Annotated in this window: 15 protein-coding genes; 7 read left to right on the forward strand and 8 right to left on the reverse strand. The window is 67.6% G+C overall.

Annotated features, from left to right (window positions below):
- Window positions 1-5 precede the first annotated feature (5 nt).
- On the reverse strand, window positions 6-1,298 hold the full coding sequence (locus tag CAL12_RS01820) for an MFS transporter (protein ID WP_086062916.1): 1,293 nt from the start codon (window positions 1,296-1,298) through the stop codon (window positions 6-8).
- Window positions 1,295-2,014: a hypothetical protein gene (locus tag CAL12_RS01825; RefSeq protein WP_086062917.1), complete on the reverse strand. Its 720-nt coding sequence runs from the start codon at window positions 2,012-2,014 to the stop codon at window positions 1,295-1,297. Before CAL12_RS01825 ends, CAL12_RS01820 begins: the two co-directional genes overlap by 4 nt.
- 201 nt (window positions 2,015-2,215) lie before the next feature.
- Between CAL12_RS01825 and CAL12_RS01830 the strand changes: the two genes are divergently transcribed.
- On the forward strand, window positions 2,216-3,184 hold the full coding sequence (locus CAL12_RS01830) for a helix-turn-helix domain-containing protein (protein ID WP_232464669.1): 969 nt from the start codon (window positions 2,216-2,218) through the stop codon (window positions 3,182-3,184).
- Window positions 3,185-3,215: 31 nt separating this feature from the next.
- On the opposite strand, the gene CAL12_RS01835 is transcribed toward CAL12_RS01830, so the two are convergent.
- Window positions 3,216-5,405: an NEL-type E3 ubiquitin ligase domain-containing protein gene (locus tag CAL12_RS01835; protein WP_157792855.1), complete on the reverse strand. Its 2,190-nt coding sequence runs from the start codon at window positions 5,403-5,405 to the stop codon at window positions 3,216-3,218.
- 181 nt (window positions 5,406-5,586) lie between these two features.
- Between CAL12_RS01835 and CAL12_RS01840 the strand changes: the two genes are divergently transcribed.
- Window positions 5,587-8,010 (forward strand): penicillin acylase family protein, encoded by a 2,424-nt coding sequence (locus CAL12_RS01840; RefSeq protein WP_086062920.1) that lies wholly within the window; start codon window positions 5,587-5,589, stop codon window positions 8,008-8,010.
- 15 nt (window positions 8,011-8,025) lie between these two features.
- Here CAL12_RS01840 and CAL12_RS01845 read toward each other — a convergent pair whose 3' ends face one another.
- The 3 genes from CAL12_RS01845 to CAL12_RS01855 are packed head-to-tail and all read right to left on the reverse strand — an operon-like array spanning window position 8,026 to window position 9,724.
- Entirely contained in the window at window positions 8,026-8,358 is a 333-nt protein-coding gene (locus CAL12_RS01845; RefSeq protein WP_086062921.1) for an FxLYD domain-containing protein, read from the reverse strand.
- A gap of 35 nt (window positions 8,359-8,393) precedes the next feature.
- The gene (locus tag CAL12_RS01850; protein WP_086062922.1) at window positions 8,394-9,050 is read right to left on the reverse strand and encodes a 3-oxoacid CoA-transferase subunit B; all 657 of its coding nucleotides are present in this window, start codon (window positions 9,048-9,050) and stop codon (window positions 8,394-8,396) included.
- Window positions 9,047-9,724: a 3-oxoacid CoA-transferase subunit A gene (locus CAL12_RS01855; protein ID WP_086062923.1), complete on the reverse strand. Its 678-nt coding sequence runs from the start codon at window positions 9,722-9,724 to the stop codon at window positions 9,047-9,049. The genes CAL12_RS01850 and CAL12_RS01855 overlap by 4 nt, the downstream gene beginning before the upstream one ends.
- A 96-nt stretch (window positions 9,725-9,820) precedes the next feature.
- Between CAL12_RS01855 and CAL12_RS01860 the strand changes: the two genes are divergently transcribed.
- Window positions 9,821-10,534: a GntR family transcriptional regulator gene (locus CAL12_RS01860; protein ID WP_198298353.1), complete on the forward strand. Its 714-nt coding sequence runs from the start codon at window positions 9,821-9,823 to the stop codon at window positions 10,532-10,534.
- Here the strand turns inward: CAL12_RS01860 and CAL12_RS01865 are convergent.
- Window positions 10,531-11,946 (reverse strand): MmgE/PrpD family protein, encoded by a 1,416-nt coding sequence (locus CAL12_RS01865; protein WP_086062925.1) that lies wholly within the window; start codon window positions 11,944-11,946, stop codon window positions 10,531-10,533. The two genes, CAL12_RS01860 and CAL12_RS01865, sit on opposite strands and share 4 nt — an antisense overlap.
- 84 nt (window positions 11,947-12,030) lie before the next feature.
- Here CAL12_RS01865 and CAL12_RS01870 point away from each other — a divergent pair, with 84 nt between their 5' ends.
- The 3 genes from CAL12_RS01870 (at window position 12,031) to queC (ending at window position 15,761) form a co-directional block, all read left to right on the forward strand.
- Window positions 12,031-13,467 (forward strand): MmgE/PrpD family protein, encoded by a 1,437-nt coding sequence (locus tag CAL12_RS01870; RefSeq protein WP_157792856.1) that lies wholly within the window; start codon window positions 12,031-12,033, stop codon window positions 13,465-13,467.
- A gap of 10 nt (window positions 13,468-13,477) precedes the next feature.
- Window positions 13,478-14,971, forward strand: coding sequence for an FAD-dependent tricarballylate dehydrogenase TcuA (tcuA, locus tag CAL12_RS01875; protein WP_198298354.1), 1,494 nt, complete (start codon window positions 13,478-13,480; stop codon window positions 14,969-14,971).
- A gap of 61 nt (window positions 14,972-15,032) precedes the next feature.
- Window positions 15,033-15,761, forward strand: coding sequence for a 7-cyano-7-deazaguanine synthase QueC (gene queC / locus CAL12_RS01880; protein WP_086062927.1), 729 nt, complete (start codon window positions 15,033-15,035; stop codon window positions 15,759-15,761).
- 46 nt (window positions 15,762-15,807) lie between these two features.
- Here the strand turns inward: queC and CAL12_RS01885 are convergent, their stop codons facing one another.
- Complete coding sequence (locus CAL12_RS01885; RefSeq protein WP_086062928.1) at window positions 15,808-16,356, reverse strand: GNAT family N-acetyltransferase; 549 nt, start codon at window positions 16,354-16,356, stop codon at window positions 15,808-15,810.
- A 297-nt stretch (window positions 16,357-16,653) separates the two neighbouring features.
- On the opposite strand from CAL12_RS01885, the gene ilvD reads away from it, so the two are divergent.
- A complete protein-coding gene (ilvD, locus tag CAL12_RS01890) occupies window positions 16,654-18,516 on the forward strand; it encodes a dihydroxy-acid dehydratase (protein ID WP_086062929.1) in 1,863 nt (620 codons plus the stop codon).
- Window positions 18,517-18,525 lie beyond the last annotated feature (9 nt).

Here is an 18,525-nt window from a genome sequence, read left to right on the forward strand (position 1 = left end):
GATAGCTAAGCTTGATGTGCGAAGCGCATCGCCGCCGCGCCGATACAGCCCAGGGCCGAGACGGCCGCCATGAGGAGAATGAATCCGGTATAGCCCTGGGCGGTATACGACAAGTGGCCGGGGCTGCCCGTGGCCGAGGCGGCCAGCAGGGATCCGATAAGCGGCTGCACCACGGCGGCCGTAATGCCGGCCAGCGTGGTGTTGAACGAGGCTCCGATACCGATCATCTCGGTGGAGTACAGCTTTCGTACCGCTTTCAATACCAGCGGTACGGTGCCGCCGGCCACGAAGCCCAGAACGCAAAAGCAAGCGATGGCGTATGCATACCCCATCGATGCCAGCAATGCCGGAAGCAAGGTGAGCAGGATAGCGGCGCGCAGCAGGCAATTCCATAGCAGCGCGCGTCTCACGTTCATTACGCGATCCGACAAATGGCCCAGCAGGATGGAGCCGGCCACATTGCTTACCAGGAATGCCAGGATGCAGGTGCTCGCCTGGTCCTTGCTGATCGACAGCGTATCCCGGACCATGGGCAAGCCCCATACGCCAGATAGTGTAGTGACTGAGGCGAAGTGCGACGCGAAGACGATGGCGCAGCCCCAGCTGCCGGCGTTGCGCAGCCTGCCGCGGAACATGCGCAGGGTGTTGCCCAACTTCGGCATTAGTTCTTTCAGGGCCATCGGAGATTGGTCCGCACGGCCGAAGATCAGTATTGCGCCCACGAGATTCATGGCGATCAGGCCAGCCACCAAGGCAAAGCATTCGCGCCAGCCGAGCTCCGACACTGCGTAGGCCAAAGGAGTGGTGGCCATCACCCCTCCGATGTAGCCCGACACCTGCGACAGGCCGGACATCAGGCCGAAGCGGCTTTGCCTGAACTTCAGCGCGACCAGTTTCAGCATCGACGTGAAGACCAGCGCATCGCCGCAGGCGATCACCAGGCGCGCCGCGAACGCAGCCGGGACGCTATGCGCCATGGCGAAGCATGCGGTGCCGGTCAGCGATACCAGCAGGCTGCCGATCAGGACCCGGCGCACGCCCAGCGTGTCGACCAGGATGCCCGCGGGGATCTGCATGGCCAGGTAGCCGTAGAAGTAGCCCGATGCCAGCACGCCCAGGCCCGCGGCCTCGATGGAAAACGACGCGGACAGCTCGTTGAGCATCGACTGCGGCGCCAGGCGCTGCATGAAGGCCACGGCATAGGCCAGCGCGATCAGGATCCACGAGGCGTATGCCCGCGCCCCCGGCCGGTCGGCTTCGAGGGCGATAGGCGGCGGCAGCGAGGCAGCCTTGCTCATGACATGGTGGGTCGGCGGACGATGCCCAGCGAGAACAGCGCGTCGGTGGAACTGGGCGCCAGGGAAGAGATACGCTTGCCGACGTGTACCGCGGCGCCGCGATAGGAAGGCTTGCGGTGCTTGATGTGACCGTAGGCGTCGCGCATGACCAGTGCCGGCAGTTCCAGCGCGCGGTCGGGGTAGATTCGCTTGGCCGCGAGCACGGCCAATGCCAGCAAGCCGGCCCGCCCGCCATTTTCCTTGGGCGGGTCGGCTTGCAGGTCGGGCACGACCTCGGCGCAGCGACGCGCGTTGGCCAATGCCACGATGGCGTTACGAGTCCGCCAGCAATACAGCAGCCGCGCTTGATGCGGCCGCTGGCGGAAGGCCTCAGCGAATATCAGGTCAGTGACATCGCTGTATACCCCTAGGCCCTGATAGGGGGGCGCCAGTTCCGTACCGGATCGGTACAGGCAAAGGTCGCCGTTCATATCAAAGTACTGGTAGATCGAAAACCCGACGAGCTCCTTGTCGGCATAAATCAGAACCAGACCGTAACCGCTTCGGAATGGACTATGGGTCGGGGTCCAATGCGGTTCGGCGACATCCCAATTCATGCCGATAAGGCGATTGAAGGCATCCATGGTGGAGGCGCGCTCGTCGACCGGAAAATCTTCGGCCCGAGGAAACGACCTGAGGGAGATGGTCTTTCCGTTCGAGAGAAGCTTGATCGGCATCGCGCAGCCCTGCCTTCTATATATCTTTTATAAGTACTCTAATAACCGTTCCGTTCTCCTGACGCGATACGCATATGGGTCACGGGCGGCTAATTCCCCATGGCAAGGGAATTCTCCGGCAGGCGCATCAAACGGTTCGCCGGTTTTCGGTCAAATTTCGCTAGAATTGGGCCAATACGCAGCATCCCGGGCATCCTCGCCGTGTCTATCCCTGTGCCAGTAGTGGCCGTCATCGCTTTCGACAGGATCAGCGCCTTCCACCTGTCGGTGCCCTGCGCCGTGTTCGGCGGCTATGGGGGGGTGGCCGGCGCGCCCAGATTTTCGCTGAAAGTGTGCTCAGCGGAAGGCAGCACGCTGGCGACCACGACCGCCGGTTTCTCGGTCGTGGCGACTCCGTCCCTGGAAATCACCAAGACGGCCGACGTGATCGTCATTCCCAGCTGGCGCGATGTCAAGGAAACCCCGCCCGCCGCCATGCTGGAGGCAGTGGCCGCCGCCCACGCCCGGGGCGCCCGCATCGTCGGGCTCTGCCTGGGCGCCTACGTGCTGGCGGCCGCCGGCATCCTGGACGGGCGCCGCGCCACCACGCATTTCGCCTGGGTCGACCACTTTGCCACCCGGTTTCCCCGCGTCAAGGTGGAGCCCTCGGTGCTCTACGTGGACGACGGCAATATCACGACGTCCGCCGGCACGGCCTCCGGCATAGACTGCTGCCTGCATATCGTACGGGCCTTATATGGGGCCAAAGTGGCGGACTTTGCCGCCCGCCGGCTGGTGGTGCCGCCGCATCGCCATGGGGCCCAGGCGCAGCTGCCGCCGCAGGCGGCGTCTTCGGAAGGCGCGGGTTTCCGCCTGGCCGAGTTGCTGGACTGGCTGCGCGGCACCATCGTCGAAAAGCATACGGCCGACAGCCTGGCCGAGCGCCTGGCCATGAGCCGCCGCACGTTCAACCGCCGGTTCCTGTCCCTGACCGGGTGCAGCCTGAGCGAATGGCTGCTGGCCGAACGGCTGCGACTCGCCCAGAAAATGCTGGAAACCACCGAGCTGCCGCTGGAGATCATCGCCGCGCGCGCCGGCCTGGGCAGCGCGTCGTCCCTGCGGCAGCATTTTTCCCGCATGTTGCAGACGTCTCCCTCCGCCTATCGCAAGCAGTTCAAGCGCCGGGCGTAATGGGGTTCGGGGGGCGGCGGCGGGAGGCGCGCTACTCCAGGCGGTGACGGATCGTGTTGAACCAGGGGGGCATGCCCTCCCACTCGATGTCCCGATGTAGCCGCAGGCTGTGCAGGCCCACGAATTCCCGCACCATGGTCTTGCCGATCATGACCTCGATGTCCTTGCTGACGGCGCTGCAGGCGGGCGTCAGCACGTCGGGCATGTCGCGGCGCAGCTTGCGCTGCGCCAGGTACTCCTGGACTCTCCTTTCATAGGGTGTCCAGAACATGCGGGGCCTGACATTGAATATTGCCATGTTCGATTTGCGGGGCGCGGCGAACACGCGCTCGGCGTCCATGATGCGATCGAGGAAGGCAAAGATGCGGCCACGGTCGTTGTAGATGAGATCGCGCCATTTTTCGGTGCGCTCGATCAGTTCCGGCGAGACGCGGCGGATGACGGTCTGCAAAGGCGTCCACGTCGCCAGGAAATCGAAGAACCGGGCATTCCTGCCGGCGACGAGTTTCACCCTCGCCACCTCGATATCCGACGGCTCCACCACCGACATGTGTTCGAAGTGCATCTTGAACTGCATGGCTGGCAGATAGGTCCTGCCCTGCAGCCGCGTCAGCAGGCTCAGCCATTGTTCTACTTCGTCGAATTCGATGTTCCGCAGCCTGGCCCGCGCCTGCAGTTCGGGCCGCAGATCCGCGAAGTGCTGGATCAGCGTATCCATGTTCAGCATGTCTTCGCCCTGGTCCAGCAACTCGAACAGTTTGTCGTCGTACTTGCCTTCTTCGATGTCGCTGTTCAAGGACGCGATGTGCAGGCTGTTCATCGTATGCAGGATCTGGTCCTGGCAGGAGCCCGAGCCGTAGCGCGCGATGGACAGGCATTCGTCCAGGAATTTTTCCTTGCCGGGTTGCCGCATCTTGGTCAGCAAGGCGACGATGCGGTTGTGGAAGGCGCGATCGGGCTGCTTGAGCCATACCTCATGCAGGCGGTTCAGCAGTCCGCTCAAGGCGGCGACGGCATTCGCGTCGACGTCCTGCGCCTGTTGCCACGCTGCGCTGGCGGGGGGCAGGTCGGAGGCCGTGCCCATGGCGGGCGCCGGCGTCAGCCATTTGCGCGCGGCGCTGTCGAGCGAGCCCGGCGGATAGATCGGCGCCATGAGCTCGCTGGTATAGCCCTGGAGCTCCATTTCTTCCACCGGGATGACGTTAGCCATGATCTCGGGGAAGTCCAGCAGGACGCGCGTCGCGATATGCAGGTTGTTCGCGTATTCCGCGCTCGTTTCGATGAGCTCGACTTCCGCCGGCAATCTGTCGCGCAAGCCCAGCCGGGCGCACATGGCGGCGTCCGCGGTGACGTGCCGCAACTGCGGGCCGTAGCCGCGGGCGGGCGTTTCGATAGGATTTCCCGCCACGTCGAGCATCGTCAGCGTCGCCGGCAGCATCCCGGGCGCGGGGAACTCGGCCAGCCTGTTGCCGGCCACGACCAGCCACTGCAGGGACTCCAGGTTGCGCAGCGGCGGCATGTCCCGCAACCCCAGTGCAACCAGGCGCAGGGGCTGGGTGGAGTCGCCGGCGTAGCTCCACATGTTGACGAGTTCCCACGCCAGGTCACGCCGTTCGTCGGCGCCGGCGGCCGCGCTGACATAGGCCGCCATGTCGCGTTGCCATTGCGGGACCGGATCGCCCAATTGATCGCGGAAGGTCAAGGTCGAAAACTCGCCGTAGCCCAGCTCGGGCGCCGTGCGGCGTTGCCCCATGCGCGTGGCGTAGTACGCGGCCAGGTCGTCGAACAGGTCGATGGCCTGCTGCCGTTGCCATTCGGCGTCCTGCCGATGGGGCCGCGCGGCGTCCGCGGGATCCGTCGCGGCGTGGATGAAAGGCTGCGGCTCGAAACGGATGATGTGATCGCCTTCCGCGTCCGTGGCGCCATCATGGTCGGAAACCTCGGACAGATCGTCTTCCGTGGCTTCGAAGACGAAGGCGGGCGTGTCGTTGGCGGGCACGTCGCAGGCACGGATGGCGCGCAACAGGGCGGCGCCGATTTCCGTGCCGGCGATGAGGCGCAGGGCGGTCTCCACCTGCGCCATTTCCTGCTCATCGCAATGGTCGGGTTCCTGTACGGTAAGCAGGCCGGAAAGATCGCGCAGCGCAGGTGTCTCCGCCATGGAGTAGGTGCCCAGCGGCGGAACGGTGCTGGGGCTGCCGCATGGTCCGGTGCTGGTCATGCGCGGCCGGCCTCCGGTCTGCGCGTGGCGGCGTGGCCGGCGCGCGGGCGCGCCGGGTGGCGGCGTAGAGCTTGCGTCATGGTGGTGTTCTCCCTTCGAGGCGCGTTGAGTGCCGGTCCGCCGCGCGCCTGTTCCCATCGCGCGGTGGACGGGTCATGGGTCGGCTGTTAAAACAGGACGCATGCAATCGAACAACAGAAAGCGCCGTTGGGGGCGCGTGCTGGTGCTGCTCTGCACGGGCGTGCTGGCGCTTGCCGTCGTAGGCGGCGCGGCGGCCTGGCTGGCCATGCGCGCCAGCCTGCCGCGGCTGGACGGCAAACTGCGCGCCGACGGCTTGTCGGCGCAGGCCACCATCGAGCGCGACGCACAGGGCAACGTCACCGTGACGGCCGCCAATCGCCTGGATCTGGCCTACGCCACGGGTTATGCGCACGGACAGGACCGCTACTTCCAGATGGACCTGCTGCGCCGCGTCGCCGCCGGCGAAGTGGCCGCCCTGGTGGGGGCCGACGCCATCCCGCTGGACCAGCGCAATCGCATGCACCGCTTCCGCGCCCGCGCCCAGGCCGCGTATGCCGCGCTGCCGCCCGACCAGCGCGAACTGCTGCAACGGTATGCGGCCGGGGTCAACGCCGCCCAGGCCGCGCTGCCGGTGTGGCCTTTCGAATACGGCGTGCTGGGCGTCCGTCCGCAGCTCTGGCTGCCGGAAGATACGCTGTTGGCCGTCTACGCCATGTACCTGGACCTGCAGTCGGGCGAGTTGAACCGCGTACTGTCGCGCGGATTCCTGCGCGACGCGGTGCCGGCCGAGATGCTGGCCTTCCTGACGCCGCGCGGCAGCGCGATGGACGCGCCGCTGGACGGCGTCGACGTCGCCGCGCCGCCCTTGCGCGTGCCGCGGGCGCGTCCCGATTGGCTGGATGGCCCTGGGCAGGACGGCGCCGGGCAGGCCAGCCCTGGCCGTCGATCGGAGTCCGACGCGGCCGGCGCCGCAATCGGCAGCAACGCCTTCGCCGTGGCCGGCGTGCATACGGCCGACGGCGTGGCGCGCGTGGCCAACGACATGCACCTGGGACTGCGGCTGCCCAACATCTGGTACCGGCTGACGCTGGTGCTGCAAGGGCCGGAGCCGCGCCGCATCAGCGGCGTCAGCCTGCCCGGCGCGCCGGTGGTGGTCGCCGGCAGCAATGGCGACGTCGCCTGGGCCTTTACCAACAGCTATGGCCATTACATCGATCTGATACGGCTGGAACGCGATCCCAAGGATGCCCGGCGCTACCGCGGGCCTTCGGGAGACTGGGAGACCGCCACGGAGCACGACGAATCGATACAGGTGAAGGGTGGCGCGCCGGTGCGCCATCCCGTGCTGGAGACGCGCTGGGGCCCGGAACTGACCGTGGGCGACCAGGCCTATGCCGTGGAATGGGTCGCCCACCAGCCTTACGCCGCCGACCTGGGCCTGATGGGCATGGAGACCGCGCGCAACGTGGACCAGGCCCTGGCGGTGGCGCAGGCTGCCGGGGTGCCCACCCAGAACATCCTGGTGGCCGATCGCGGCGGTCATATCGGTTGGACGCTGGCCGGCCCCTTGCCCAGGGCCACGCGCGATCCCGGCGGCTACCCGGTCGACGCGGCGAAGGCGGGGGCACCCGCCGGCCGGCTGCCGCCGGCGCAGTATCCACGCGTGGTGGACCCGCCTTCGGGGCGCCTATGGACGGGCAACAGCACCCAACTGGGGGATGCCAGCCGCCAGCGCGTGATCGGCGACGGCGGCGCAGACGTCGGCCTGCGCGCCACGCAGATCCGCGACGGCCTGCTCGCGCGCGATCAATACGATGAGCAGGCGCTGCTGGCCATCCAGCTGGACGACCGCGGCCTGTGGCTGGCGTTCTGGCGCCAGCTGGCGCTCGATATCCTGGACACGCCGGCGCTGGCCGGGCACGCGAACCGTGCCGAGTTCCGGCGCATCCTGGTGCAATGGAATGGGCGCGCGGACGTCGACCAGGCGGGCTACACCCTGATCCGCGATTTCCGCGAAACCCTGTATGGCGCCTGGTTCGCGGGGCTGGACGAGCGGCTATCCGCCCGCGCACCGGAATTCGCGCCGGCGGTATCGGTGGGCCGGGCATCTTCCCGCCTGGAGCCGGTCATGCGCGCCCTGGTACGCGAACAAGCCTGGGTCCCGGCGCGCTATGCCAACTGGCGTGCGTTCATGCTGGACGCCATCGACGAAACCATCGTGCGCAATCGGCCACGCGGGGCATCGCTGGACCAGGCGCGGTGGGGCGAGCGCAATATCCTGGCGATCGGCCATCCCTTCGCCGGCCTGCTGCCGGAAGCGCTGCGCGGATGGTTCGCGGCGCCCGCGCAGCCGGTGCCCGGCGACACGAATATGCCGCGCGTGCAGCGTCCGGCTTTCGGCGCGTCCGAGCGTTTCGTGGTCGCGCCCGGCAAGGAAGCGCGGGGCATACTGGAAATGCCGGGCGGCGCGTCGGGGCATCCCATGTCGCCGTTCTTCCTGGCCGGGCATCAGGACTGGGTGGATGGGGCGCCATCGCCCTTCATGCCGGGGACGGCCGTGCACACGCTGGTGCTGCGGCCCTGAACCCCGGGCAGGCCGCTATTCCGCCTTGATCTCGTAGGCCGTGAAGCGCGCGAACGGCAGGGGAGTAGTCGCCGTCAGGTTCCAGGTTTGCTTGTCCGGCAGATTGAAGGTCTGCGCGGAGGTCGTGCCGATCACGTTGCCCTGGGCATCCTGCAGCTGGAACGTCACCGAAACCCGGTTCAGTTCCTTGCCCGTGGCGTTATGCACCGTGCCGCGGATCACGGTGGATCCCGATGCGGTGTCCTTGACGGCTTGCAGGCTATCGATCGTGACGCCCTGCGTCATCGATTGCGCCCCCGCGTTCAGGGCGGCGGCGGCCAGGATGGCGGCGGCAAGCAGGCGTTTCATGGTTGTTCTCCCGCGATGGAGGTCGCCGCCGGGGATCAGCGGGCGACCGGTATCTCGAATCGTAGCGGAAGTCCGGTGACACGTTCGAGCGTGGCCGGGTCGGTATCGCCGAAGGTGTCGATGACGTAGACGCCGTCCGCGCGGATGTCGAACACCGCCACGTCGGTATATACGCGCGACACGCAGCGCACGCCCGTCAGCGGATAGGTGCACCGCGGCACCAGCTTGCTGAGGCCTTCGCGCGTGGTCAATTCCATCATGACGAATACCTGCTTGGCCCCGCTGGCCAGGTCCATGGCGCCGCCGACCGCCGGGATGGCGTCGGCGCCGCCGGTGTGCCAGTTCGCCAGGTCGCCATCCACGGAGACCTGGAAGGCGCCCAGCACGCAGATATCGAGATGGCCGCCGCGCATCATGGCGAAGGAATCGGCATGATGGAAGAACGATGTGCCGGGCACTTGCGTGACGGGCTGCTTGCCGGCGTTGATCAGGTCGTAGTCTTCCTGGCCCTTGGCGGGCGCCGGGCCCATGCCCAGCATGCCGTTTTCGGTGTGCAGGACGATTTCGCGATCGGCCGGCAGGTGGTTGGCCACCAGGGTGGGCAGGCCGATGCCCAGGTTCACATAGGCGCCTTCCGGAATGTCGCGGGCGACACGGGCGGCCATTTGGTCGCGGCTCAGTTTCGAACTCATGCTTGCTCCTTGGTGCCGACGCGGACGACGCGCTTGACGAAGATGCCCGGGGTGACGATGGCTTCGGGCTCCAGTTCGCCGAGTTCGACGATTTCACGCACCTGGGCCACCGCGACCTGGGCGGCGCTGGCCATGATGGGACCGAAGTTGCGAGCGGTCTTGCGATAGGTCAGGTTGCCCCAGCGATCGGCGCGCTCCGCCTTGATCAGCGCGTAGTCGGCATGCAGCGGCAATTCGAACACATAGTGCTTGCCGTTCAGCTCGCGGGTTTCCTTGCCTTCGGCCAGCGGGGTGCCATAGGCCGTGGGCGTGTAGAAGCCGCCGATGCCCGCGCCGGCGGCGCGGATGCGTTCGGCCAGCGTGCCCTGCGGCACGAGTTCCAGTTCGATCTTGCCGGAGCGGTACAGGCCGTCGAAGATCTGCGAATCGGCCTGGCGCGGAAAAGAGCAGATGATCTTGCGCACGCGCCCGGCGCCCAGCAGCGCGGCCAGGCCGGTGGTGCCGTTGCCGGCATTGTTGTTGACAATCACCAGGTCTTTCGCACCCTGGGCCAGCAGGCCATCGATCAGTTCCACCGGCTGGCCGGCGGGCCCGAAGCCGCCGATCAGGATGGTGGCGCCGTCGGGTATGTCGGCCAGCGCCTGCGCGGTGCTTTCTACGAGTTTTGAGATCATCGGCGGTCCGGAAGCATGGGAGGTTCTACAATCCTCGATGCTTTCACGGCGCGCCGGCCACCGTCAAGGCAAGCTGTCCTCAGCGTGAACACTTCCATGACAAGAAAACCCTACGACTCCAATCTGCTGCTGGGCGACGTCGCGTACGAGTCAGTGCGTGAAGCCATACTGGCCAATGATCTCAAGCCCGGCGACCGCGTATCCGAATACAAGGTGGCGGAATGGCTGGGCATCAGCCGTACGCCGGCTCGCGAAGGCTTGCGGCGCCTGGAAAACGAAGGCCTGCTGACGCAGCATCCGCGTCGCGGCCTGGTGGTCGCGTCCATCGACGACGAAGCGGTGCAGGAGCTGTACGCAGTGCGCGAGTTGCTGGAAGGCGCGGCTGCCGCCTCGGCCGCCAGGCGGGCGACGGAGGCGGAAATCGCCACGCTCAAACATCTGGTCGAGCACGAGGCCGGGATACGCGACGACCCCGAGCAGATGTACGAGCACAACCGTACCTTCCACGACGTGGTCTATCGTGCGGCGCACAATCAGTTCCTGTTGAAGTTCCTGCTGATCACCGCCGATACGCTGTCGGCCTACCGGAATGTATCGACGCTGGTGATCGAGGAGCGGCGCGCCCAGGTCGTCGCGGAACATCGCGAGCTGTATGAAGCCATCGCGGCGCGCGACGAAGCCGGCGCGCGCGCTGTTGCGGCGCGGCATGTGCAGAACGCGCTGCATGCCCGCACGCGCGTGCAGCACAGCAAGCTGGTGGGCGAGGTACGCCGGCCGGAATGGCCCGATGCCATGAAGAAGCGCGGCTAGGGCCGCGGGATGGGAAAGGCCGGCAGCGCCGGCAGTCGCATCAGGCCGTCGTACCACTCGGCCGCTGCGCGTTCGCCCAAGGTCTCCGTCGTCAGCAACAGGAAGCGGCGCCGTATGTCCGCCGCCGGCATCGGCGTCTGCGGCATGCCCAGGTAGTCGCGCGCCAGCGCATCGAAGCGCCGGCCGTCGCGCAGGGTGAGCGTGATGCGCGCGCTCCAGGCGGTAGGCGGATCCGGATCCGTGGCCAGCGCGATCCGGCGGCACAGACTTGCGATCGCGTCGTCTTCCAGCGCGGACCGATCGAAGACACGCGGGTCTTCGGGGTCGCGGTACAGGGACAGCGCGACGCAGAAAGGCACGCTGTACTGCGCCGTCATGATGTCGCCGGGGGCGCGGATGTCGTGGTGGCTGGCGACTTTTTCCGACATGCGCAGCGCCAGTTCGGCGACGTCGCCACCGTCGAAGCCATGCGTGGCCATCAGGCCGCGTAGCGTCTGCATGGCGGCTTGCGGGGTGACGTGGCAGGCATAGCGCTTCAGGCAGATGCGCAGGGTTTCCCAGTCGCTGCCCAGGTCCGCGGTGAGACGGCCGGCGTCGGCGTCGCGGCAATAGGTGTCGAGGAAGCCGAAGCGGCCTTCCAGGATGGTTTCCGGCCCGCTGTAGCCGTCCGCGGCCAGGCGCGCGGCCAGGATGCCGGCTTCGCAGGCGCGGCCCATGTGCAGGCGCTTGACCATGGCGCCTTCGCGCGATTTGGTGAAGGCCAGCAGTCCGCCGGACAGGGAGCCGGCGATGCCCAGCGCCCGCGCGATGCGGGCGCCGTCCAGGCCGAGCAGCACGCCGGCGACCACGGCCGCGCCGTAGGGACCCGTCAGGCCCGGTGCGTGGAAGCCCAGCTTTTCGCTGCTGTGGCGCGATGCGGCGCCGATGCGAAAAAGCACTTCACAGCCGGCCACGAAGGCGGTCAGGGCCTGCCGGCCGGTGGCGCCGGTTTCCTGGGCCATGGCCACCAGTACGGGGACCAGGGTGGCGCCCGGATGCACGCCGGCACCGGGATATCGCAGGCTGTCCTGTTCGAAGGCATGCGCCGCCGCCCCGTTGGCCAGGGCGGCGAACGGGGCGCCGATGCCCTGGTCGTTGGCTGTCCCTGAGCCGGGCGCCCCTGAGCCGGGCGCCCCTCTGCCGGGCGCCCCAAATACCGTGCAGGGACCTTGGCCGCCGTAGCGGCGCGCATAGGCCTCCGTGGCGGTGCTCCAGGGGAAGCGGCTGCCATGGACGATGCAGCCCAGCGTATCGGCGATGCAGGCCATGGCCCGTTCCCGAACCGCCTCGGGAACGTCCTCGAACCGCATGCCGGCGGCGAACCGGGCCAGCGCCTGGGCCGCGGTCGCGCTGGAAAACGCCGTTTCAGCCATGTCCCCATCCGTCCCAAGACCGGTGTCTGAAAATAGTATACCGTGGTATTCTAAAACCCAAATGATCCCGACCGGATGAGCGATATGGACGAATCCGCGCAGGCCGGCCCTCACCACGCCGCCGTGGCTGCCCCGGTCCCCGGGCTGGCCCGCGAACTCGGACGCCGTGTGGCGGCGCTGAACTTTGGCGACCTGCCCGCCGAGGCCATCCGCTGGGCTCGCGTGGGGCTGCTGGACACCGTTGGGGTCACCCTGGCGGGCGCGCATGAAGATGCGCCGCGCCTGGCCGCGCGGGCGCTGGACGCGCAGCAGGGGCCCGCCCTGGTGCTCGGCACGCGCCGCCAGGTCGGCGTGCTGGACGCTGCATTGATCAACGGCACCGCGTCGCACGCGCTGGACTTCGACGACTGCAACAACACCATGGGCGGCCATCCTTCCGCGCCGGTACTGTCGGCGCTGCTGCCCCTGGCCCAGCAGTTGAACAGCAGCGGACGCGACTTCGTGCTGGCCTACGTGGCGGGCTTCGAGGCCGAATGCAAGCTGGGGCGGGCGGTCAACCTCCATCACTACACCAAGGGTTGGCATCCCACCGCCACCCTGGGCACCTTCGGTGCCGCCGCGGCCTGCGCCAGGCTGCTGGGGCTGGACGGCGAGGCCACGGCGACCGCGCTGGCCCTGGCGGCCTCCTTCGCGTCCGGCATCAAGGCGAACTTCGGCACCATGGCCAAGCCGCTGCACGTCGGCCATTGCGCGCGCAATGGCCTGTATGCGGCGCGCCTGGCCCATCTGGGCTTCACCGCCAACGGCGCCGACGTGTTCGAGCACAAGCAGGGTTTCCTGGACGTGTTCAACGGTCCCGGCACCTACGATACGCAGCGCGCGCTGGACGCCTGGGCGCGGCCCCTGGATATCGTCGAACCCGGCATCGCCATCAAGCAGTATCCCTGTTGCGGCAGCACCCACCCGGCCCTGGATGCCATGCTGGCGCTTGCGCGCCGCCATCGTCCGCGGCCGGAGGACGTGACGCGCATCGACGCGTGGATCCATGGCCGTCGGCTGGCGCATACCAACCGGCCCCGGCCGGACAGCCCGCTGGACGCCAAGTTCAGCCTGCAGTACGTGTTGGCCCGCGCGCTGCTGGACGGCCAGGTCGGCGTGGCGGACTTCGAGACGGATTCCTATACGCAACCGGCCGTGCGCGCCTTGCTGGACCGCATACACGTGGCCGCCTACGACTCGCTCGAACCGGCGGTCTTTCCTGCCGCCAACCATTTCGGCGGCCAGGTGCGCATCACGCTGCGCGACGGCACGGTGCTGGAGTCGCGCGTCGACCAGCCCCTGGGCCGCACCTCCGCCTATCCGCTGCCGGACGAACTGCTGCGCGCCAAGTTCGCGCTATGCGCCGGGCGCGCGCTGCGCAAGGACGCGGTGGACGCCATCGCCGACACCATCGAACGCATCGAAACCCTGCCTCGCATGGAGGCGCTGATGGCGCTGCTCGCCGGCGCTGCCCAAGACTGAGGACCGAGAAGTGGAAGAGCACATTCATCGTTATGACGTGGTGGTGGTCGGCAAGGGCAATGCGGCGCTGTGCGCCGCCCTGTCCGCTCGCGAACAGGGCGTGAGCGTCGCCATGCTGGAAGCGGCTTCGGAGGACGAGTCGGGCGGCAACAGCCGCTTCGCCGGCGGCGTGATGCGCTTTGCCTACGATTCGGTGGAAGACCTGAAGAAGGTCACCGACCTGACGGAAGAAGAAATCGCCACCAGCGATTACTTCACCAATACCACCGATGAATACTTCGACGATCTGTTCCGCCTGACCAGCTATCGCACCGACCCGGCGCTGTCGGAGATCCTGGTCACGCAAAGCCTGGACGTCATGGTGTGGCTGCGTTCCAAGGGCGCGAAGTTCGTGCCCAACTACGGCAGGCAATCGTCGCTGGTGAACGGCCGCCGCAAATTCTTCGGCCGCCTGCCGATCGAGGTCTCCGGCGGCGGTGCGGGCCTGGTGCAGTTCCTGGACAAGGCCGCCCGGAATGCCGGGATCGACGTGCACTACGACACGCGCGCCCAATCCCTGGTCGCCGATGGCGATCGCATCACCGGCATCCGCGCGGTACGGGAAGGCCGTGCCGTGGTCTTCGAGGCCGGCGCCGTGGTCCTGGCCTGCGGCGGCTTCGAAGGCAATCCGGAAATGCGCGCGCGTTACCTGGGGCCCGGTTGGGAACTGGCCAAGGTGCGCGGATCGCGCTTCAACCAGGGCGACGGCCTGCGCATGGCGCTGGATGCCGGCGCCGCGCCCTACGGCAACTGGTCCGGCTGCCATGCCACCGGGTGGGACCTGAACGCGCCGGAGTTCGGCGACGTCAACGTCGGCGATCAATTCCAGAAGCACAGCTATATCTTCGGCCTGCTGGTCAACGCCCAGGGCAAGCGCTTCGTCGACGAGGGGCTGGATTTCCATTCCTTCACCTACGCCAAGTACGGCGGCGAGGTGCTGAAGCAGCCTGGCCAGTTCGCCTGGCAGGTCTTCGATTCCAAGGTCACCTCGCTGCTGCGCTCCGAATACCGGATCAAGATGATGACCAAGGCCACGGGCGACACGCTGGAAGAACTGGCGCAGAAGCTGGAAGGCGTGGATCCCGCCGCGTTCCTGGAGACGGTGCGCACGTACAACGCCTCCATCCGCAAGGACGTGGCCTTCGATCCTACCGTCAAGGACGGCCTGTGCACGCAGGGCATCGAACCGCCCAAGTCGAACTGGGCGCAAGCGCTGGACACGCCGCCTTACCATGCCTATGCGACGACCTGTGGCATCACCTTCACCTTCGGGGGCCTGCGCGTGGATCCGGAAAGCGGCCAGGTGTTGAACGTGCATCTGCAGCCGATGCCAGGCCTGTATTGCGCCGGCGAAATGGTGGGCGGCCTGTTTTACTTCAACTATCCCAGCGGCACCGGCCTGGTGTCGGGGGCCATCTTCGGCCGCATCGCGGGACGTGGGGCCGCCCAGGCGGCCGCGGGCTGAACCGCGCATGGCGGACACCGGGAGGCGGCGGTTATCCTAGCGGTCTTGACCTGGAGTCCCCATGCAAAACCACGACCGCCGCGCCCTGGTGCTGTTTTCCGGCGGGCAGGATTCGACCACCTGCCTGGCCTGGGCATTGGAACGCTATGCCCATGTCGAAACGGTGGGCTTCGACTACGGCCAGCGCCACCGGATCGAATTGGACGCGCGGCAGAACGTGCTGCGCGAACTGCGCGCCCGCCGGCCCGGCTGGGCGCCCCGCCTGGGCGACGATCACATGCTCGACCTGTCCGTCCTGGGACAGGTGGGCGATACCGCCCTGACCAGCGACCGGCGGATCGAAATGCAGGCCAACGGCCTGCCCAACACCTTCGTCCCAGGCCGCAACCTGCTATTCCTGACGCTGGCCGCCGCCCTGGGCTACCGCCGCCAGTTGGACGTCCTGGTCGGCGGCATGTGCGAAACCGATTTCTCCGGCTACCCGGACTGCCGCGATGACACGATGAAAGCGCAGCAGGTCGCCCTGGCCCTGGGCCTGGGCACGCGCGTCACCATCGAAACGCCGCTGATGTGGCTGGACAAGGCCCAGACCTGGGCGCTGGCCGAGCGGCTGGGCGGGCAGGAACTGGTGGACATCATCCTGGAAGACAGCCACACCTGCTATCTGGGCGAGCGCGGCGCGCGCCACGCGTGGGGCTATGGCTGCGGCACCTGCCCGGCCTGCGCGCTGCGCAAGACCGGCTGGGAACGCTGGACCAGCGGCCAGGCGGCGCCTTTGCCCGCGGCCTGACGCAGATGCCCTGACGTACACGCCGGCGTGCGGGCGTGCGGGCGCCCTAGCGCGATTCCGGCGCCGTCGTATCGCCTTCGCCCAGCGTACGCTGCATCAGCACGGTATCGCGCCATTCGCCGAACTTGTGGCCCACCGACCGCAGCGTGCCGACGGGATGGAAGCCGCAGCGCGCGTGCAGCGCCAGCGACGCGGCATTGCCGCTGTCGCCCACGATGGCCAGCATCTGGCGCCAGCCGGTCGCGGTGCAGCGATCGACCAGTTCCCGCAGCAGGCGCCCGCCGATACCGTGGCCCGCCATGCCGGGCTTGACGTATACCGAGTCCTCGCAGGTGAACCGATAGGCGGGGCGAGGCCGATACAGCGTGGCATACGCATAGCCGGCCACCTGGCCGTGCAGCTCGGCGGCCAGGTAGGGCAGCTTGTGCGCCAGCACCGCGGCGCGCCGCTGGCGCATTTCCTCCAGGTCCGGGGGCGACAGTTCGAAGGACGCCGTGCCATGCAGCACGTGGTGGCTGTAGATCGCCTGGATGGCCACCATGTCGTCGGCGGTGGCGTCGCGTATGAGCAGCTTGGAGTCGGGCGTGACGGACATGGTGCTTCGCTGTGAGTGGAAGGTGGTGTTGCGGCCGGGGGGGCTGGCGATCGGCTGGCGATCGAATGGCGATTTGTCCAGCGACCGACCGGCGATGGGCCGGCGCGGTTCGGCATTATGCTGCGCGCGGGGTGTATTTTCGCCGAAGGGGTGGCATCGGCGCCATCCCCGCTCAGGTGGCTGTGTCCTGCCAGGCGTTATGATGGGGTCCTTTTGCCCCGGTCCGCCCCGGCAAGCCGCGCCATGGACGCGGCGCGGGCCGTCCCGATAAAACCCCCGCGCTTCCGAGACAACGCCATGCCGCAATACCGTTCCCGCACATCCACCCACGGCCGCAACATGGCCGGCGCCCGCGCCCTGTGGCGCGCCACCGGCATGAAGGACGGCGATTTCGGCAAACCCATCGTCGCGGTGGTGAATTCCTTCACGCAGTTCGTGCCCGGCCACGTGCATCTGCGCGACCTGGGCGCCCTGGTCGCCAGCCAGATCGAGGCCGCCGGTGCGATCGCCAAGGAATTCAACACCATCGCGGTGGACGACGGCATCGCGATGGGCCACGACGGCATGCTGTATTCGCTGCCTTCGCGCGAACTGATCGCCGACTCGGTGGAATACATGGTCAACGCGCATTGCGCGGACGCCATGGTGTGCATTTCGAACTGCGACAAGATCACCCCGGGAATGCTGATGGCCGCCATGCGCCTGAACATCCCCGTCGTTTTCGTGTCGGGCGGTCCGATGGAAGCGGGCAAGATCACGTCACCCACCGACGGCAAGGTCATCGCCAAGATCGACCTGATCGACGCCATGGTCAAGGCGGCCGATCCCAAGATGTCCGATGCCGACGTGGCCGAATACGAACGCAGCGCCTGCCCGACCTGCGGCTCCTGTTCCGGCATGTTCACCGCCAATTCGATGAACTGCCTGACCGAGGCGCTGGGCCTGTCGCTGCCGGGCAACGGCACCATCGTCGCCACGCACGCCTGGCGCAAGGGGCTGTTCGAGGAAGCCGGCCGCCTGGTCGTCGACCTGTGCCGCCGCTACTACGAGCAGGACGACGCCTCCGTCCTGCCGCGCAATATCGCCACCCGCGCCGCCTTTGAAAACGCCATGACGCTGGACGTCGCCATGGGCGGATCGACCAACACCGTGCTGCACCTGCTGGCGGCGGTGCAGGAAGCCGGCGTGGATTTCACGATGGAAGACATCGACCGCATTTCCCGCCGCACGCCCTGCCTGTGCAAGGCCGCGCCCGCGACCGACAAATACCACATCGAAGACGTGCATCGCGCCGGCGGCGTGATCGGCATCCTGGGCGAACTGGCGCGCGCCAACCTGCTGGACCTGTCGGTGGGCAACGTCCACAGCGGCACGCTGGGCAAGGCGCTGGAAAAATGGGACGTCGCGGGCGGCGCCGGCGAAGAGGCGCGGAAGTTCTACCGTGCCGCCCCCGGCGGCGTGCCCACCCAGGTCGCCTTCAGCCAGGACGCCACCTATCTGACGCTGGACCTGGATCGCAGCAACGGGGGCATCCGCGACCTGGCCCACGCCTACTCCAAGGACGGCGGGCTGGCGGTGCTGTACGGCAACCTGGCGGAAAAGGGCTGCATCGTGAAGACGGCCGGCGTCGATGAGAGCCAACTGGTATTCCAGGGCCGCGCGCGCGTGTTCGAAAGCCAGGACGCGGCGGTCGAAGCCATCCTGGGCGACAAGGTCGTGGCCGGCGACGTCGTGGTGATCCGCTACGAAGGCCCCAAGGGCGGTCCGGGCATGCAGGAAATGCTGTACCCCACTTCCTACCTGAAATCCAAGGGCCTGGGCAAGACTTGCGCGCTGTTCACCGATGGCCGTTTCTCCGGCGGATCGTCGGGGCTGGTGATCGGCCACGCATCGCCGGAAGCCGCGGAAGGCGGCACGATCGGCCTGGTGCGCGATGGCGATGCGATCCAGATCGACATCCCCAATCGCCGCATCCACCTGGAAGTCGGCGCCGCCGAGCTGGCCGCGCGCCGCCAGGAAATGGATGCCCGCGGCGACAAGGCATGGCAGCCGGGCGAACGCCAGCGCGTCGTCTCGACCGCGCTGCAAGCCTATGCCGCGCTGGCCACTTCCGCCGATCGCGGCGCGGTGCGTGACCTGAGCCAGCTGAAACGGCGTTGATGGCGGGGC

The sequence above is a fragment of the Bordetella genomosp. 8 genome (assembly GCF_002119685.1).
Lineage (GTDB): Bacteria > Pseudomonadota > Gammaproteobacteria > Burkholderiales > Burkholderiaceae_B > Bordetella_C.

Bases quoted from the DNA above. Each gene is read 5' to 3' on its own strand.
- CAL12_RS01860 (WP_198298353.1), top strand. From the start codon at position 9,821: ATGACAAGAAAACCCTACGACTCCAATCTGCTGCTGGGCGACGTCGCG.
- CAL12_RS01850 (WP_086062922.1), bottom strand. From the start codon at position 9,050: ATGAGTTCGAAACTGAGCCGCGACCAAATGGCCGCCCGTGTCGCCCGC.
- CAL12_RS01870 (WP_157792856.1), top strand. From the start codon at position 12,031: ATGGACGAATCCGCGCAGGCCGGCCCTCACCACGCCGCCGTGGCTGCC.
- CAL12_RS01845 (WP_086062921.1), bottom strand. From the start codon at position 8,358: ATGAAACGCCTGCTTGCCGCCGCCATCCTGGCCGCCGCCGCCCTGAAC.
- CAL12_RS01825 (WP_086062917.1), bottom strand. From the start codon at position 2,014: ATGCCGATCAAGCTTCTCTCGAACGGAAAGACCATCTCCCTCAGGTCG.
- CAL12_RS01865 (WP_086062925.1), bottom strand. From the start codon at position 11,946: ATGGCTGAAACGGCGTTTTCCAGCGCGACCGCGGCCCAGGCGCTGGCC.
- CAL12_RS01835 (WP_157792855.1), bottom strand. From the start codon at position 5,405: ATGACCAGCACCGGACCATGCGGCAGCCCCAGCACCGTTCCGCCGCTG.
- queC (WP_086062927.1), top strand. From the start codon at position 15,033: ATGCAAAACCACGACCGCCGCGCCCTGGTGCTGTTTTCCGGCGGGCAG.
- CAL12_RS01820 (WP_086062916.1), bottom strand. From the start codon at position 1,298: ATGAGCAAGGCTGCCTCGCTGCCGCCGCCTATCGCCCTCGAAGCCGAC.
- CAL12_RS01840 (WP_086062920.1), top strand. From the start codon at position 5,587: ATGCAATCGAACAACAGAAAGCGCCGTTGGGGGCGCGTGCTGGTGCTG.
- CAL12_RS01885 (WP_086062928.1), bottom strand. From the start codon at position 16,356: ATGTCCGTCACGCCCGACTCCAAGCTGCTCATACGCGACGCCACCGCC.
- ilvD (WP_086062929.1), top strand. From the start codon at position 16,654: ATGCCGCAATACCGTTCCCGCACATCCACCCACGGCCGCAACATGGCC.
- CAL12_RS01855 (WP_086062923.1), bottom strand. From the start codon at position 9,724: ATGATCTCAAAACTCGTAGAAAGCACCGCGCAGGCGCTGGCCGACATA.